This is a genomic window from Stenotrophomonas sp. RIT-551 (genome assembly GCF_026241915.1).
GTDB lineage: Bacteria > Pseudomonadota > Gammaproteobacteria > Xanthomonadales > Xanthomonadaceae > Stenotrophomonas > Stenotrophomonas bentonitica_A.
In genome coordinates this window covers 88,195-103,283 of the sequence record NZ_JAPJIU010000012.1, presented here as the reverse complement: position 1 = coordinate 103,283, position 15,089 = coordinate 88,195, and the positions used below count along the sequence as shown (strand labels likewise).

Here is a 15,089-nt window from a genome sequence, read left to right as displayed (position 1 = left end):
TGAAATGTAAGCGTTTTCTGGCCAACGCCATTTCGTTGCATCCGTTATCATGGCCGGCTGATACCCAAAGGAGCCCCCGCCATGCGCCGCAAGATCGTCGCCGGTAACTGGAAGCTGCACGGCAGCCGCCAATTCGCCACCGACCTGGTCAGTGACCTGGTTGCCGACCTCCCGCTGCAGGGCGTCGACGTCGTGGTCCTGCCGCCGCTGCCGTATCTGGGCGAGCTGGTCGAAGCCTTCGAAGGCCGCGCCGTCGCGTTCGGCTCCCAGGACGTCAGCAGCAATGAAAAGGGCGCCTACACCGGTGAAGTCTCGGCCACCATGCTGGCCGAAGTCGGGGCCCGCTACGGCCTGGTCGGTCACTCCGAGCGCCGGCAGTACCACGCTGAAAGCAGCGAACTGGTCGCCCGCAAGTTCGCCGCCGCCCTGCATGCCGGTCTGACCCCGATCCTGTGCGTCGGTGAGACGCTCGAGCAGCGCGAAGCCAACCAGACCGAGGCGGTCATCGCCGCCCAGCTGGCCCCGGTGCTGGATCTGGTCGGGGCCGCAGGGTTCGCCCAGGCCGTGGTCGCCTATGAGCCGGTCTGGGCCATCGGCACCGGCCGGACCGCCTCCAAGGAGCAGGCCCAGCAGGTCCACGCGTTCATCCGTGGCGAAGTGGCCAAGCTCGATGCTAGAATTGCGGATTCACTGTCGATCCTCTATGGCGGCAGCGTGAAGCCCGACAACGCCGCGGAACTGTTCGCACAGCCCGATGTCGATGGTGGGCTGGTGGGCGGCGCCTCGCTGGTGGCCGCGGACTTCCTTGCCATCGCTGCCGCGGCGGCGGGGCGCTAATTAGTTACGTTGTCGGCCCAATCGCCGGCACGACATGTCCGAGGACGGATTCGAAATGCTGATGTTGATCCTCAATGTGGTCTACGTGCTGGTCGCAGTGGCCATGATCGCGCTCATCCTGATGCAGCGTGGTTCCGGCGCGGCCGCAGGGTCGGGTTTCGGTGCCGGCGCCTCGGGCACCGTGTTCGGCGCACGTGGTGCGTCCAACTTCCTGTCCAAGTCGACCAAGTGGCTGGCCGTGGTGTTCTTCGGCATCAGCCTCTTCATGGCCTGGTACGCCAGCCATGGCTCGCGCCCGGCAGCACAGCAGGACCTCGGCCTGATGTCGGCGCCGGCCGCCACTGCGCCGGCCGCACCCGCAGGCGAGCTTCCGGCCGTGCCCAAGGCCCCGGAAGCCCCGGCGCAGCAGCCTGTTCCGTCGGCCACTGTGCCGGCTCAGGCGGAAACTCCGAAATCTGGTGAAGAAAAGCCTTCGGAAGGCACCCAGACTCGCTGAAGACGGTTACAATATGCGGCGCACTGGAGAACAACCGGTGCGATCGTAAGCCCAGGTGGCGGAATTGGTAGACGCACTACCTTGAGGTGGTAGCGACGAGAGTCGTAGGGGTTCGAGTCCCCTCTTGGGCACCATTTGTTTGTAAGCGGGTTCGTCTGGCGCGCAAAGCGCCAGGTAGCGGTATCCGTCCACTCCCCCATGCCAAAGCGCCTGCAGGCGCAGCGGCAGAGGCAAGAGAGAATCGCTGTGCTGGCCGAATATTTGCCGTCTCTGCTGTTTCTGATCGTTGCCACCGGTATCGGCGTTGCGCTGATGCTGGTTGGCCGATTCCTCGGTCCCCGACGTCCTGATCTTAAAAAGCTCTCGCCGTACGAATGCGGCTTCGAGGCTTTCGAGGACGCGCGCATGAAGTTCGATGTGCGCTACTACCTGATCGCGATTCAGTTCATCGTATTTGATCTGGAAATCATCTTCATCGTGCCGTGGACCCAGGTCTTCATGGAACTGGGCGCACGTTCGCTGGTCACGATGGGCCTCTTCGTAGGCATGCTTTTCCTCGGTTTCATTTACGTCTGGAAGAAGGGAGCGCTGGAATGGGAGTAATTCAGACGCTCGACGGCCTGATGAACAACCCGGTCCCGGAAGGGCGGGTCGATGACATCCTGCGCCCCGAAGGCGACAACCCCCTGCTCGACAAGGGCTACGTGACCACCAGCGTCGATGCGCTGTTGAATTGGGCGCGTACCGGTTCGATGTGGCCGATGACTTTTGGTCTGGCCTGCTGCGCAGTGGAAATGATGCACGCCGGTGCGGCGCGCCTGGATCTTGACCGTTACGGCGTGGTGTTCCGCCCGTCGCCGCGTCAGTCCGACGTGATGATCGTGGCCGGCACCCTGGTCAACAAGATGGCTCCGGCCCTGCGCAAGGTCTATGACCAGATGCCGGACCCGAAGTGGGTCATCTCGATGGGCAGCTGCGCCAACGGTGGCGGCTACTACCACTACTCCTATGCAGTAGTGCGTGGCTGTGACCGCGTGGTGCCGGTGGACATCTATGTCCCCGGCTGCCCACCTACCGCCGAAGCGCTGGTGTACGGGATCCTGCAGTTGCAGAAGAAGATCTGGCGTACGCAGACCATCGCCCGCTGACATCCCTCCTGACAAGAGCACGCCAAGCCCCCATGGCAGAGCAAGCACATTCCTTCATCGACCGACTTTCCGCACGTTTCGCAGGTGCGCAGGTCTTCGTGGTCGAACCCCGCGGCGAAGTGACGCTGGAAGTGCCCGCCGCTGACTGGCATGCCACCGCTCTGGCGCTGCGCGACGAATTCGGTTTCGAGCAGGCCGTTGATCTGTGCGGCCTGGATTATCTCGGTTATGGCAGCGACGAATGGGATACGGCCGATGTGTCGTCCCAGGGTTTCAGCCGTGGCGTCGAGGGCAAGTCCGTCGGCCGTTTCGCCTGGGGTGAATTCCCCACCCGCGAAACCAGCGATGGTGCCCAGCCGCAGCCGATCCCGCTGCAGCGGTTTGCCGTTGTCGCCCAGCTGCGTTCCTACCAGCACAACCTCACCATGCGCATCCGCTGCTTTGCGCCGAACGAGGAGCTGCCGGTGGTCGCTTCGCTGACCAACATCTGGCCGGGCCTGAACTGGTTCGAGCGCGAAGCGTTCGATCTGTTCGGCGTGATCTTCGAAGGTCACCCGGACCTGCGCCGCATCCTGACCGACTATGGCTTCGTCGGCCATCCGTTCCGCAAGGATTTCCCGCTGATCGGCAACGTCGAAGTGCGCTACGACGAAGAAAAACAGCGCGTCATCTATGAACCGGTGACCTCGGTCGAACCGCGTGTCGGCGTGCCGCGCGTGATCCGTGACGACGCCCGTTTCCAGACCGCTGCCGGTGAATCCGCGCAGTCGGAGGCAAGCAAGTGAGTGAATTCACCCAGGCCAGCCAGGCCTTTGCGAGCAACCCGGCCGAACTGCGCCAGGAGATCCGCAACTACACGATGAACTTCGGTCCGCAGCATCCGGCCGCGCACGGTGTGCTGCGCCTGATCCTGGAAATGGACGGCGAAACCATCATGCGTGCCGACCCCCACGTGGGCCTGCTGCACCGTGGTACCGAAAAGCTGGCCGAGTCCAAGCCGTTCAACCAGTCGATCGGCTACATGGATCGCCTGGATTACGTGTCGATGATGTGCAACGAGCACGCCTACGTGCGCGCGATCGAGACCCTGATGGGGATCGAGGCGCCGGAGCGTGCGCAGTACATCCGCACCATGTTCGACGAAATCACCCGCATCCTGAATCACCTGATGTGGCTGGGTTCCAACGCGCTCGATCTGGGCGCGATGGCGGTCATGCTGTACGCCTTCCGTGAGCGCGAAGAGCTGATGGACTGCTACGAAGCGGTCTCCGGCGCGCGCATGCACGCAGCGTACTACCGTCCGGGCGGCGTCTACCGTGACCTGCCGGACCACATGCCCAAGTACAAGGAATCGCGCTGGCACAAGGGCAAGGCCCTGAAGAACCTCAACGCCTCGCGCGAAGGTTCGCTGCTGGATTTCCTGGAGAACTTCACCGTCGAGTTCCCCAAGCGCGTGGACGAATACGAAACCCTGCTGACCGACAACCGTATCTGGAAGCAGCGTACGGTCGGCATCGGCGTGGTCACCCCGGAACTGGCCCATGCCTGGGGCATGACCGGCGTGATGCTGCGCGGCTCGGGCATCGCCTGGGATCTGCGCAAGAAGCAGCCGTATGCCAAGTACGACGCGGTCGAGTTCGACATCCCGCTCGGCAAGGAAGGTGACTGCTACGACCGTTACCTGTGCCGCGTGGCCGAGATGCGCGAATCCAACCGCATCATCAAGCAGTGCGTCACCTGGCTGAAGGCCAACCCGGGCCCGGTCATGGTCAAGAACTTCAAGGTCGCGCCGCCCAGCCGCGAAGACATGAAGGACGACATGGAAGCGCTGATCCATCACTTCAAGCTGTTCAGTGAAGGCTACTGCGTCCCGGCCGGCGAAACCTACGCCGCCGTCGAAGCGCCCAAGGGCGAGTTCGGCTGCTACCTGATGTCCGATGGCGCCAACAAGCCGTTCCGCGTGCACCTGCGCGCGCCGGGCTTCGCCCATCTGTCCTCGATCGACTCGGTCGTGCGCGGGCACATGCTCGCCGACGTGGTGGCCATGATCGGCACCTACGACCTGGTGTTCGGTGAGGTGGACCGGTGATCGCATCCGCTTGCACGATGCCTGACACCCGCCGGCTGCTGCCGGCGCTGCAGGTTCTGGTTTTTAACGATTTCGTATTCGCTGAGGTCGGCCGATGAAGGCGACAGGTAATTTCGAGGCGGCGCGCGACGTCGACCCGATGGTGGTCTTGAGTGACAAGACCCGTGCGCACATCGATCACTGGCTGGCCAAGTTCCCGCCGGACCGCAAGCGCTCGGCTGTCCTGCAGGGCCTGCACGCCGCACAGGAACAGAATGCGGGCTGGCTGACCGACGAGCTGATCGCCGGCGTCGCCAAGTACCTGGACCTGCCGCCGGTGTGGGCCTACGAGGTCGCCAGCTTCTATTCGATGTTCGAACTGGAGAAGGTCGGCCGCCACAACGTCGCCTTCTGCACCAACATCAGCTGCTGGTTGAACGGCGCCGAAGACCTGGTCGCGCACGCCGAGAAGAAGCTCGGCTGCAAGACCGGTCAGTCCACCGCCGATGGCCGCATCTACCTCAAGCGCGAAGAAGAATGCCTGGCCGGTTGCGCCGGTGCGCCGATGATGGTCATCAACGGCCATTACCACGAGCGCCTGACCGTCGAGAAAGTCGACGAGCTGCTGGACGGGTTGGAGTAAGACATGGCACATCATCACGCACCCAGTGGTCCGGTCGGTCCCGCACCGTTGCCGCACCAGGTGGTCTACACCACCCTGCATTACGACACTCCGTGGTCGTATGAAAACTACCTCAAGACCGGCGGTTACGCCGCCCTGCGCAAGATCCTCGAAGAGAAGATCTCGCCGGAGCAGGTCATCGAGATGGTCAAGCAGTCCAACCTGCGCGGCCGTGGCGGCGCGGGCTTCCCGACCGGCCTGAAGTGGTCCTTCATGCCCAAGGGCACGATGCAGAAGTACATCCTGTGCAACTCGGATGAATCCGAGCCGGGTACCTGCAAGGACCGCGACATCCTGCGTTACAACCCGCATTCGGTGGTGGAAGGCATGGCGATCGCCTGCTACGCCACCGGCTCGACCGTGGGCTACAACTACCTGCGTGGCGAGTTCCACCACGAGCCGTTCGAGAACTTCGAGCAGGCCCTGGCCGACGCGTACGCGAACGGCTGGCTGGGCAAGGACATCCTCGGCAGCGGCGTGGACATCGACATCTACGGTGCGCTGGGCGCCGGCGCGTACATCTGCGGCGAAGAAACCGCGCTGATGGAATCGCTGGAAGGCAAGAAGGGCCAGCCGCGCTACAAGCCGCCGTTCCCGGCCAACTTCGGCCTGTACGGCAAGCCGTCGACGATCAACAACACCGAGACCTATGCCTCGGTGCCGGCGATCATCCGCAACGGTCCGGAGTGGTTCCAGGGCCTGAGCCTGACCAAGAACGGCGGCCCGAAGATCTTCTCGGTCTCCGGCTGCGTGCAGAAGGGCGGCAACTTCGAAGTGCCGCTGGGCACCACCTTCGACGAGCTGCTGGAAATGGCCGGTGGTCTGAAGCCGGGCCGCACGCTCAAGGGCGCGGTCCCGGGCGGCGTCTCGATGCCGGTGCTGAAGGCTGAAGAGCTCAAGGGCCTGCAGATGGACTACGACACCCTGCGTGCCCTGGGCACCGGTCTGGGGTCGGGCGCCATCGTGGTGCTGGACGACAGCGTCTGCTGCGTCAAGTTCGCCTGCCGCATCAGCCAGTTCTTCCACAAGGAATCCTGTGGGCAGTGCACCCCGTGCCGTGAAGGCACCGGCTGGATGCACCGCGTGCTGGAGCGCATCGTCGCCGGCAAGGCCACGATGGAAGACCTGCATCAGTTGAAGACGGTGGCCGGCCAGATCGAAGGCCACACCATCTGCGCGTTCGGTGAAGCGGCGGCATGGCCCATCCAGGGCTTCCTGCGCCAGTTCTGGGACGAATTCGAGTACTACATCGTCAACGGTCATTCGATGGTTGACGGCAAGAAGGTGGAGGCAGCCGCCGCATGAGCGCGCAACCCGTAAACCCGAGCGTGCCACCGGATCACGTGACCGTCGAAATCGACGGCCAGTCCCTGGTCGTGCCCAAGGGCTCGATGATCATCCAGGCCGCCGACAAGGCCGGCATTCCGATCCCGCGCTTCTGCTACCACGAGAAGCTGCCGATCGCCGCCAACTGCCGCATGTGCCTGGTCGACGTGGAAAAGTCGCCCAAGCCGGCACCGGCCTGCGCCACGCCGGTCATGGATGGCATGAAGGTCGCCACCCGCAGTGAAAAGGCGCTGAAGTTCCAGCGCTCGGTGATGGAATTCCTGCTGATCAACCATCCGCTGGACTGCCCGATCTGCGATCAGGGCGGCGAGTGCGAGCTGCAGGACGTGTCGCTGGGCTATGGCCGTTCGGTCAGCCGCTTCAACGAGCGCAAGCGCGTGGTGCCCGACGAGGACATCGGTCCGCTGGTCGCCACGGAAATGACCCGCTGCATCCAGTGCACCCGCTGCGTCCGCTTCACCGCCGACGTTGCCGGTACCTACGAACTGGGTGGCATGTACCGCGGTGAAAACCTGCAGATCGGCACCTACGACGGCAAGCCGCTGACCACCGAGCTGTCCGGCAACGTCGTCGATGTCTGCCCGGTCGGCGCGCTGACCAACAAGGTGTTCCAGTTCCGCGCCCGTCCGTGGGAACTGACCGCGCGTGAGTCGCTGGGTTACCACGACGCGATGGGCTCGAACCTGTTCCTGCACGTGCGTCGCGGCGAAGTGCTGCGCGCAGTGCCGCGCGACAACGAAGCCGTCAACGAATGCTGGCTGTCCGATCGCGACCGCTATTCGCACCAGGGCCTGTACAGCGATGACCGTGCGGTCAAGCCGCTGCGCAAGGTCAACGGCGAGTGGAAGGAAGTGAGCTGGGCTGAAGGCCTGGCCGCCGCCAAGGAAATCTTCGCCGCGAACCAGGGCGACGACCTCGGCGTGCTGGTGCACCCGTCGGCCTCGAACGAGGAGGGCGCGCTGCTGGCCCGCCTCGCCACCGGCCTGGGCACCACCAACATCGATCACCGCATCAACAACCGCGACTTCTCCGACGCCGCCACCGCCGAAGTCTTCGGCCTGCCGCTGGCCGAGATCGAAGGCGCGGACAGCATCGTCGTGCTCGGCAGCAACATCCGCCACGAGCTGCCGCTGCTGCATGCCCGGCTGCGCAAGGCACAGACCACGCGCAACGCGAAGATCCATGCCGTCAACCCGGTGGACTTCGATTTCGCGTTCAAGCTGGCCAGCAAGCAGATCGTTGCCCCGTCGGCCTTCATCGACGCGCTCGGCAATGCCGACCTGCGCGACGCGGTCAAGGGCGCCAGCAATGCCGTGCTGATCGTCGGTGGCATCGCCGAAAACCACCCGCAGGCTGCCGCGATCCGCGCCGCCGCGCGTGATTTCGCCGCTGCGACCGGTGCCAAGCTGTGCCGCATCCCGCAGGGCGCCAATGCCGTGGGCCTGACCCGCGCCGGCGTGCTGCCGGCCGGCAAGGACGTCAACGCCATGCTGGCGCAGCCGCGCAAGGCGTACGCCATCTACGGCATCGAGCCGGGCCTGGACTTCGCCGACGCCGCCGCTGCCCGCAAGGCACTGGCCGGTGCCCAGGTGGTGGCCTTCAGCCAGTTCGCCTGTGCCTCGACCCGCGATGTGGCCGACGTGATCCTGCCGATCGGCGCGCTGCCGGAAGTGGATGCCACCTTGACCAACCTCGATGGTCGCGAGCAGTCGGCGCGTGCCGGCGGCAAGCTGCCGGGCGAGGCGCGTGAAGGCTGGCGCGTGCTGCGTGCACTGGGCGGCGAACTGTCGCTGGCCGGTTTCGAGTTCACCGATCTGGCCGGCCTGCGCGCCAGCCTGGCCGCGGTCAGCGTCAACGTGTCGTCTTCGGCGGCCACGCCGGTGGCGGGCGAGGGCCTGGAAGTGACCTCGACCGCCGCGATCTACCGCACCGATGCGGTGGTCCGTCGTGCCCAGGCGCTGCAGTCGCATCCGCTCAACAACGCCCCGCGCATCGTGCTCAACGCCGACGACGCTGCCCGCCTGCAGTTGGTGGAAGGCCAGATGGCCAAGGTCGGCACCGATGCCGGCCGTGCCACCTTGCCGGTGGTGGTCGACGCCCGCGTTGCCGCTGGGTCGGTCTGGATTGAATCGGGCCACGGTGCAACCGCACCGCTGGGTGCCGCACGCGTAACGGTGGTGGCTGCATGAACGAATTGCTGTTGAACGCGGTCGATCCGCTGCACCAGTGGCTGCTGTCACTGGGCGACATCGGCGCGCTGCTCTGGATCATCCTGAAGATCCTGGTGATCGCCATGCCGGTGATCATCTCGGTGGCCTTCTACGTGGTCTGGGAGCGCAAGCTGATCGGCTGGATGCACGTGCGTCATGGCCCGATGTATGTCGGCATGGGCATCTTCCAGGCCTTCGCCGACGTCTTCAAACTGCTGTTCAAGGAAATCATCCAGCCGAGCAGCTCGCACAAGGCGATGTTCATCCTGGCGCCGCTGATCACCCTGGGCCCGGCCTTCGCGGCATGGTCGGTGATTCCCTTCGACGCCCGGATCGTGCTCTCCAACGCCAACGCCGGCCTGCTGTACCTGCTGGCGATGACCTCGCTGGGCGTGTACGGCATCATCCTGGCCGGTTGGGCCTCCAACTCGAAGTACGCGTTCCTCGGTGCGATGCGTGCCTCGGCGCAGATGATCAGCTACGAAATCGCGATGGGCTTTGCCCTGGTCGGCGTGATGATCGCTTCGGGCAGCCTCAACCTGAGCAACATCGTGATGGCGCAGGCGGGCAACTCCGGTCTGTTCGACTGGTTCCTGCTGCCGCTGTTCCCGCTGTTCATCGTGTACTGGGTGTCCGGCGTTGCCGAAACCAACCGCGCGCCGTTCGACGTCGTGGAAGGTGAATCGGAAATCGTGGCCGGCCACATGGTCGAGTACTCCGGTGGTGCCTTCGCGCTGTTCTTCCTGGCCGAATACGCCAACATGATCCTGATCAGCTTCCTGATCTCGATCTTCTTCCTCGGTGGTTGGCTGAGCCCGTTCCAAGGTTGGTTCGACATCCAGCTCAGCAACCAGGCCATTGCGCCGTGGGTTGAGTGGATCTGGGTGGGCGGCTGGCCGTGGCTGCTGCTGAAGGTCTTCTTCTTCGCCAGCTCCTACATCTGGTTCCGTGCCAGCTTCCCGCGCTTCCGTTACGACCAGATCATGCGTCTGGGCTGGAAGGTCTTCATCCCGCTCACCATCTTCTGGATTGCAGTGACGGCGTTGATGGTGTTTTACGGCGTGATCCAGAAGGGCGTCTAAGCGATGAACCGAATTACCCATTACTTCAAAAGCCTGCTGCTCCTTGAGCTGCTCGGTGGTCTGTGGCTGACCCTGAAGTACGCCTTCAAGCCCAAGTACACGCTGATGTACCCGATGGAGAAGTTCCCGCAGTCGCCGCGTTTCCGCGGCCTGCATGCGCTTCGCCGCTACCCCAACGGCGAGGAACGCTGCATCGCATGCAAATTGTGCGAAGCGGTGTGCCCGGCGCTGGCGATCACCATCGATTCGGCCAAGCGCGAGGACGGCACCCGCCGTACCACCCGTTACGACATCGATCTGTTCAAGTGCATCTTCTGCGGCTTCTGCGAAGAAAGCTGCCCGGTGGACTCGATCGTCGAGACCCACATTCTCGAGTACCACTTCGAGAACCGTGGCGAGAACATCGTTACCAAGCCGCAGCTGCTGGCCATCGGTGATCGGCTTGAAGCCGAGATCGCCGAGCGTCGCGCCGCCGATGCCGCTTTCCGCTGAGGTCGAATGATGGATTGGGTAAATATCAGTTTCTGGGTCTTCTCCATCGTGGCGGGCATTTCCGCCGCGGCGGTGATCAGCGTGCGCAATCCGGTCTATGCCGTGTTGTGCCTGATCCTGACCTTCTTCTCCGTGGCCTGCATCTGGATCCTGGTCGGCGCCGAGTTCCTGGGCGTGGCCCTGGTGCTGGTCTACGTCGGCGCGGTCATGGTGCTGTTCCTGTTCGTGGTGATGATGCTGGACATCGATCCCTCCAACCTGCGTGAGGGCTGGGTGCGTTACCTGCCGCTCGGCCTGGTGGTGGCGGTCACGATGCTGGTGCAGATGCTGGTGCTGATCGGCGTGAAGGGCAGGGCGGTCAATCCGTTCCCGGCCGACAACGCTGCCGCGCTGGCTGCCGACACCTCCAACATCACCTGGCTGGCCCGCAGCCTGTTCACCGAATACCTGCTGCCGTTCGAGTTCGCCGCCGTCATCCTGACCGTGGCCGTGGTTGCCGCCGTGATGCTGACCCTGCGTCGCCGCACCGGCCTGAAGACCCAGAACCCGTCCGAGCAGACCATGGTCAAGGGCAGCGACCGCCTGCGCGTGGTCAAGATGGACGCGGAGAAGCCGGTCGTGCACACCAACATCAAGCCGTCCAGCAACGAGGAGGCGCAGCCATGATCACGCTTGGCCACATTCTGGCGCTCGGCGCGGTGCTGTTCTGCATCAGCCTTGCCGGCATCTTCCTCAACCGCAAGAACATCATCGTGCTGCTGATGTCCATCGAGTTGATGCTGCTGTCGGTCAACATCAATTTCGTCGGGTTCTCGCGTGAGATGGGTGATACGGCCGGACAGCTGTTCGTCTTCTTCATCCTGACCGTGGCCGCGGCCGAGGCCGCCATCGGCCTCGCGATCCTGGTAACCCTGTTCCGTACTCGCCGCACCATCAATGTCGGCGAAGTCGATTCGCTGAAGGGCTGATCCGTAGATGGAAATCACTCTCTCCAAGAGTCTGTTGATCGCAGTGGTGCTCGCACCGCTGTTCGGCAGCATCATCGCCGGCCTGTTCGGTCGTCAGGTCGGTCGCGCTGGCGCGCAGGCGGTCACCATCCTCGGCGTGGCGGTCAGCTGCGTGCTGTCCAGCTATGTGCTGTACATGCTGCTGTGGGGCGGCGCCCAGCCGTTCAACCAGAACATCTATACGTTCTTCGAAGTGGGCCAGTACTCGGCGCACGTCGGCTTCATGGTCGACAAGCTCACCGCGATGATGATGGTCGTGGTGACCTTCGTGTCCTTCCTGGTGCACGTGTACACCATCGGCTACATGCAGGACGACCCGGGCTACCAGCGGTTCTTCAGCTACATCTCGCTGTTCACCTTCTCGATGCTCACCCTGGTGATGAGCAACAACTTCCTGCAGCTGTTCTTCGGCTGGGAAGCGGTGGGCCTGGTCTCGTACCTGCTGATCGGCTTCTGGTTCAAGCGCCCGACCGCCATCTTCGCCAACATGAAGGCCTTCCTGGTCAACCGTGTCGGTGACTTCGGCTTCATCCTCGGCATCGCCGGCGTGTTGTGGGTGTTCGGCACCCTCGATTACGCCACCGTGTTCGCCAATGCGCAGGTGCTGGGCCACCCGGATGCGCTGATCCAGATCTGGTCGGGCACGATCAACCTGTTCGGCACCTCCATTCCGGTGATGAGCGAGCCGGTGATCTGGTCGGTCGCCACCGTGATCTGCATCTGCCTGTTCATCGGTGCGATGGGCAAGTCGGCCCAGGTGCCGCTGCACGTCTGGCTGCCGGACTCGATGGAAGGCCCGACCCCGATCTCGGCCCTGATCCACGCCGCGACCATGGTCACCGCGGGCATCTTCATGGTCACCCGCATGTCGCCGCTGTTCGAGCTGTCGCAGACCGCGCTGAACTTCGTGCTGTTCATCGGTGCCACCACCGCGTTCTTCACCGGCCTGATCGGCATCGTGCAGAACGACATCAAGCGCGTCGTCGCGTACTCCACGCTGTCCCAGCTGGGCTACATGACCGTCGCCCTGGGTGTGTCGGCCTACTCGGCGGCCGTGTTCCACCTGATGACCCATGCCTTCTTCAAGGCGCTGCTGTTCCTCGGCGCGGGCTCGGTGATCATCGCCATGCACCACGAGCAGGACATGCGCAAGATGGGCGGCCTGCGCAAGTACATGCCGATCACCTTCATCACCATGTGGATCGGTACGCTGGCCCTCGTCGGCACCCCGTTCTTCTCCGGCTTCTACTCCAAGGACACCATCATCGAGGCCGCGCAGCACCACGCGCATGTCTCCTCGAGCTGGGTGGCGACCTACGGGTACTGGGCGGTGCTGGGTGGCGTGGTCGTCACCAGCTTCTACAGCTTCCGCCTGCTGTTCCTGACCTTCCATGGCAAGGAACGCTTCCGCGATGCGCATGACGATCACGGCCATGGCCATGACGATCATCACGCCGCAGACGCGCACGCAGCCGACGCCCACCATGGCGACGCGCATCATGACGATCATGGCCACGGCCATGGCGCGCATGAGCCGCACGAAACCCCGTGGGTGGTGACGCTGCCGCTGATCCTGCTGGCGATCCCCTCGATGGTCATCGGTTTCTTCAGCATCGGTCCGATGCTGTATGGCACCGACTGGGCCGGCCACCACGCCGACACCGCCATCCCGGGCCAGGTGCACACGTTCTTCACCGGCATCGTTGATTTCTACGACCCGGCGCGCAACACCATTGGTGCGCTGGCCGAAGAATTCCACGGCCCGGTGGCCTTCGCGATCCACGGCATGATGGCCCCGGCCTTCATCCTGACGGTGGTCGGCTTCCTGCTGGCGGCGCTGTTCTACCTGTGGAAGCCGGAACTGGCCGGCAAGGCCCGCAAGACCTTCGCGCCGATCGTGTCGGTGCTGGAGAACAAGTACGGCTTCGACAAGCTCTGGATCGGCGGTTTCGCCGGCGGCGGTATCAAGCTCGGCAAGGTTTCGCGCGCGATCGACACGAATGTGGTCGATGGTGTGGTGGTCAACGGTTCGGCGCGCCTGATCGATCTGGCGGCCAACCTGCTGCGTCGCACCCAATCCGGTTTCCTCTATCACTACGCCTTCGCGATGATCATCGGCCTGATTGCCCTTCTGGGCGTCCTGATGCATTACCTGCGTTGATGACCTGTACGGAATAAGAAGACGTGTCGAACTGGCCCCTACTTAGTGTTCTCATCTGGCTGCCGATCATCGGCGGTGCATTGATCCTTGCCATCCGGGATGCCCAAACCGCCCGGTGGGCGTCCCTGGGCGTCGCGGTGCTGACCTTCGTGGCCAGCCTGTCGCTGCTCAGCGGCTATGACACGGGAATCGACGCACTGCAGTTCGTCGAGACCCGCGCCTGGATCCCCGCCTACGACATCGGCTACAACCTCGGCGTCGACGGCATCGCGATCGCGCTGATCCTGCTGACCACGCTGGTCTCGGTGCTGGCCCTGATCGGTGCCTGGAGCGCGATCGACAAGCGCGTGAACCAGTACGTGGCCGCCTTCCTGATCCTGGAGGGTGTCACCGTCGGTATCTTCTCGGCGACGGACGCGATGCTGTTCTACGTGTTCTTCGAAGCGATGCTGATCCCGATGTTCCTGATCATCGGTGTCTGGGGCGGCCCGCGCCGCATCTACGCCGCGCTCAAGTTCTTCCTGTACACCTTCCTCGGCTCGGTGCTGATGCTGGTAGCCCTGATCTACCTGTACCTGAAGGGCGGCAGCTTCCAGCTGGCCGACCTGTACCAGCTGCAGCTGTCGGGCAAGGAACAGACGTGGATCTTCTTCGCCTTCCTGATCGCCTTCGCGGTCAAGGTGCCGATGTTCCCGGTCCACACCTGGCTGCCGGACGCCCACGTGGAAGCGCCGACCGCCGGTTCGGTGATCCTGGCCGCCATCGCCCTGAAGATCGGTGGCTACGGCTTCCTGCGCTTCAACCTGCCGATCGTGCCGGACGCCTCGCATGAGTGGGCCTGGCTGGTGATCGCGCTGTCGCTGGTGGCGGTGATCTACGTTGGCCTGGTCGCCCTGGTGCAGGACGACATGAAGAAGCTGATCGCCTATTCGTCGATCGCGCACATGGGCTTCGTGACCCTGGGTACCTTCATCGCCATGTGGCTGGTGCGCGACGCCGGCAACCCGGATGCCGCCCGTCTGGGCCTGCAGGGCGCGATGGTGCAGATGGTCTCGCACGGCTTCGTGTCCGGCGCGATGTTCTCCTGCGTCGGCGTCCTGTACGACCGCATGCACAGCCGCCGCATCGCCGATTACGGCGGCGTGGTCAACGTGATGCCCTGGTTCGCCACCTTCGCCATGCTGTTCTTCATGGCCAATGCCGGCCTGCCGGGTACCAGCGGCTTCGTCGGTGAATTCATGATCATCATGGCCAGCTTCCAGCGCAATCCGTGGCTGGCACTCGGCGCGGCGAGCACCCTGGTGATCACCGCGGCGTATACGCTGTGGCTGTACAAGCGCGTGTTCTTCGGTGAAGTGGCCAACGCCCATGTCGCCGAACTGAAGGACATCAACGGTCGCGAGTGGCTGGTGTTGGGTGTATTCGCCGTGGGCACCCTTGCCCTGGGCCTGTACCCCAAGCCGCTGACCGACCTGATGGAGCCCTCGATCGCGAAGCTGGCGATGCAGATCGCATCCAGCAAGCTGCTGTAATCGGGCCGTCGAGAGTATTGATTCCAG

Annotated in this window: 15 protein-coding genes and 1 tRNA gene; all 16 read left to right on the top strand. The window is 63.9% G+C overall.

All coding sequences use genetic code 11. The features are described 5' to 3' along the window. The first annotated feature begins 81 nt into the window (after positions 1 to 81). The 16 genes from tpiA to ORK51_RS14280 all read left to right on the top strand — a co-directional run bounded on the left by tpiA (position 82) and on the right by ORK51_RS14280 (position 15,062). A complete protein-coding gene (tpiA, locus tag ORK51_RS14355; RefSeq protein ID WP_046273238.1) occupies positions 82 to 837 on the top strand; it encodes a triose-phosphate isomerase in 756 nt (251 codons plus the stop codon). A gap of 55 nt (positions 838 to 892) precedes the next feature. Further along, a complete protein-coding gene (gene secG / locus ORK51_RS14350) occupies positions 893 to 1,333 on the top strand; it encodes a preprotein translocase subunit SecG (protein WP_070427438.1) in 441 nt (146 codons plus the stop codon). 49 nt (positions 1,334 to 1,382) lie between these two features. Further along, a tRNA-Leu gene (locus ORK51_RS14345) sits at positions 1,383 to 1,467 on the top strand. Positions 1,468 to 1,579: 112 nt separating this feature from the next. Further along, positions 1,580 to 1,936: an NADH-quinone oxidoreductase subunit A gene (locus ORK51_RS14340; protein ID WP_026069699.1), complete on the top strand. Its 357-nt coding sequence runs from the start codon at positions 1,580 to 1,582 to the stop codon at positions 1,934 to 1,936. Beyond that, positions 1,927 to 2,481: a NuoB/complex I 20 kDa subunit family protein gene (locus tag ORK51_RS14335; RefSeq protein WP_266085325.1), complete on the top strand. Its 555-nt coding sequence runs from the start codon at positions 1,927 to 1,929 to the stop codon at positions 2,479 to 2,481. The genes ORK51_RS14340 and ORK51_RS14335 overlap by 10 nt, the downstream gene beginning before the upstream one ends. A gap of 32 nt (positions 2,482 to 2,513) precedes the next feature. Further along, complete coding sequence (locus ORK51_RS14330) at positions 2,514 to 3,266, top strand: NADH-quinone oxidoreductase subunit C (protein ID WP_019182678.1); 753 nt, start codon at positions 2,514 to 2,516, stop codon at positions 3,264 to 3,266. Then, positions 3,263 to 4,570 (top strand): NADH-quinone oxidoreductase subunit D, encoded by a 1,308-nt coding sequence (locus ORK51_RS14325; protein ID WP_046273237.1) that lies wholly within the window; start codon positions 3,263 to 3,265, stop codon positions 4,568 to 4,570. The genes ORK51_RS14330 and ORK51_RS14325 overlap by 4 nt, the downstream gene beginning before the upstream one ends. A gap of 94 nt (positions 4,571 to 4,664) precedes the next feature. Beyond that, positions 4,665 to 5,192 (top strand): NADH-quinone oxidoreductase subunit NuoE, encoded by a 528-nt coding sequence (gene nuoE / locus ORK51_RS14320; protein ID WP_019182680.1) that lies wholly within the window; start codon positions 4,665 to 4,667, stop codon positions 5,190 to 5,192. Positions 5,193 to 5,195: 3 nt separating this feature from the next. After that, positions 5,196 to 6,536 carry an NADH-quinone oxidoreductase subunit NuoF gene (gene nuoF, locus ORK51_RS14315; protein WP_266085321.1) on the top strand — a complete coding sequence of 447 codons (1,341 nt, stop codon included), beginning with the start codon at positions 5,196 to 5,198 and terminating at the stop codon, positions 6,534 to 6,536. Continuing rightward, the gene (nuoG, locus tag ORK51_RS14310; RefSeq protein ID WP_070425591.1) at positions 6,533 to 8,767 is read left to right on the top strand and encodes an NADH-quinone oxidoreductase subunit NuoG; all 2,235 of its coding nucleotides are present in this window, start codon (positions 6,533 to 6,535) and stop codon (positions 8,765 to 8,767) included. The genes nuoF and nuoG overlap by 4 nt, the downstream gene beginning before the upstream one ends. Beyond that, positions 8,764 to 9,870 (top strand): NADH-quinone oxidoreductase subunit NuoH, encoded by a 1,107-nt coding sequence (gene nuoH / locus ORK51_RS14305; protein ID WP_070425590.1) that lies wholly within the window; start codon positions 8,764 to 8,766, stop codon positions 9,868 to 9,870. The genes nuoG and nuoH overlap by 4 nt, the downstream gene beginning before the upstream one ends. Positions 9,871 to 9,873: 3 nt before the next feature. After that, on the top strand, positions 9,874 to 10,362 hold the full coding sequence (gene nuoI, locus ORK51_RS14300) for an NADH-quinone oxidoreductase subunit NuoI (protein ID WP_017355930.1): 489 nt from the start codon (positions 9,874 to 9,876) through the stop codon (positions 10,360 to 10,362). A 9-nt stretch (positions 10,363 to 10,371) separates the two neighbouring features. Continuing rightward, positions 10,372 to 11,028 carry an NADH-quinone oxidoreductase subunit J gene (locus ORK51_RS14295; protein ID WP_026069700.1) on the top strand — a complete coding sequence of 219 codons (657 nt, stop codon included), beginning with the start codon at positions 10,372 to 10,374 and terminating at the stop codon, positions 11,026 to 11,028. Then, entirely contained in the window at positions 11,025 to 11,330 is a 306-nt protein-coding gene (gene nuoK, locus ORK51_RS14290) for an NADH-quinone oxidoreductase subunit NuoK (RefSeq protein WP_019182685.1), read from the top strand. Before ORK51_RS14295 ends, nuoK begins: the two co-directional genes overlap by 4 nt. Positions 11,331 to 11,337: 7 nt before the next feature. Beyond that, positions 11,338 to 13,530: an NADH-quinone oxidoreductase subunit L gene (gene nuoL / locus ORK51_RS14285; RefSeq protein WP_266085316.1), complete on the top strand. Its 2,193-nt coding sequence runs from the start codon at positions 11,338 to 11,340 to the stop codon at positions 13,528 to 13,530. A gap of 23 nt (positions 13,531 to 13,553) precedes the next feature. After that, positions 13,554 to 15,062: an NADH-quinone oxidoreductase subunit M gene (locus ORK51_RS14280; protein ID WP_019182687.1), complete on the top strand. Its 1,509-nt coding sequence runs from the start codon at positions 13,554 to 13,556 to the stop codon at positions 15,060 to 15,062. Positions 15,063 to 15,089 lie beyond the last annotated feature (27 nt).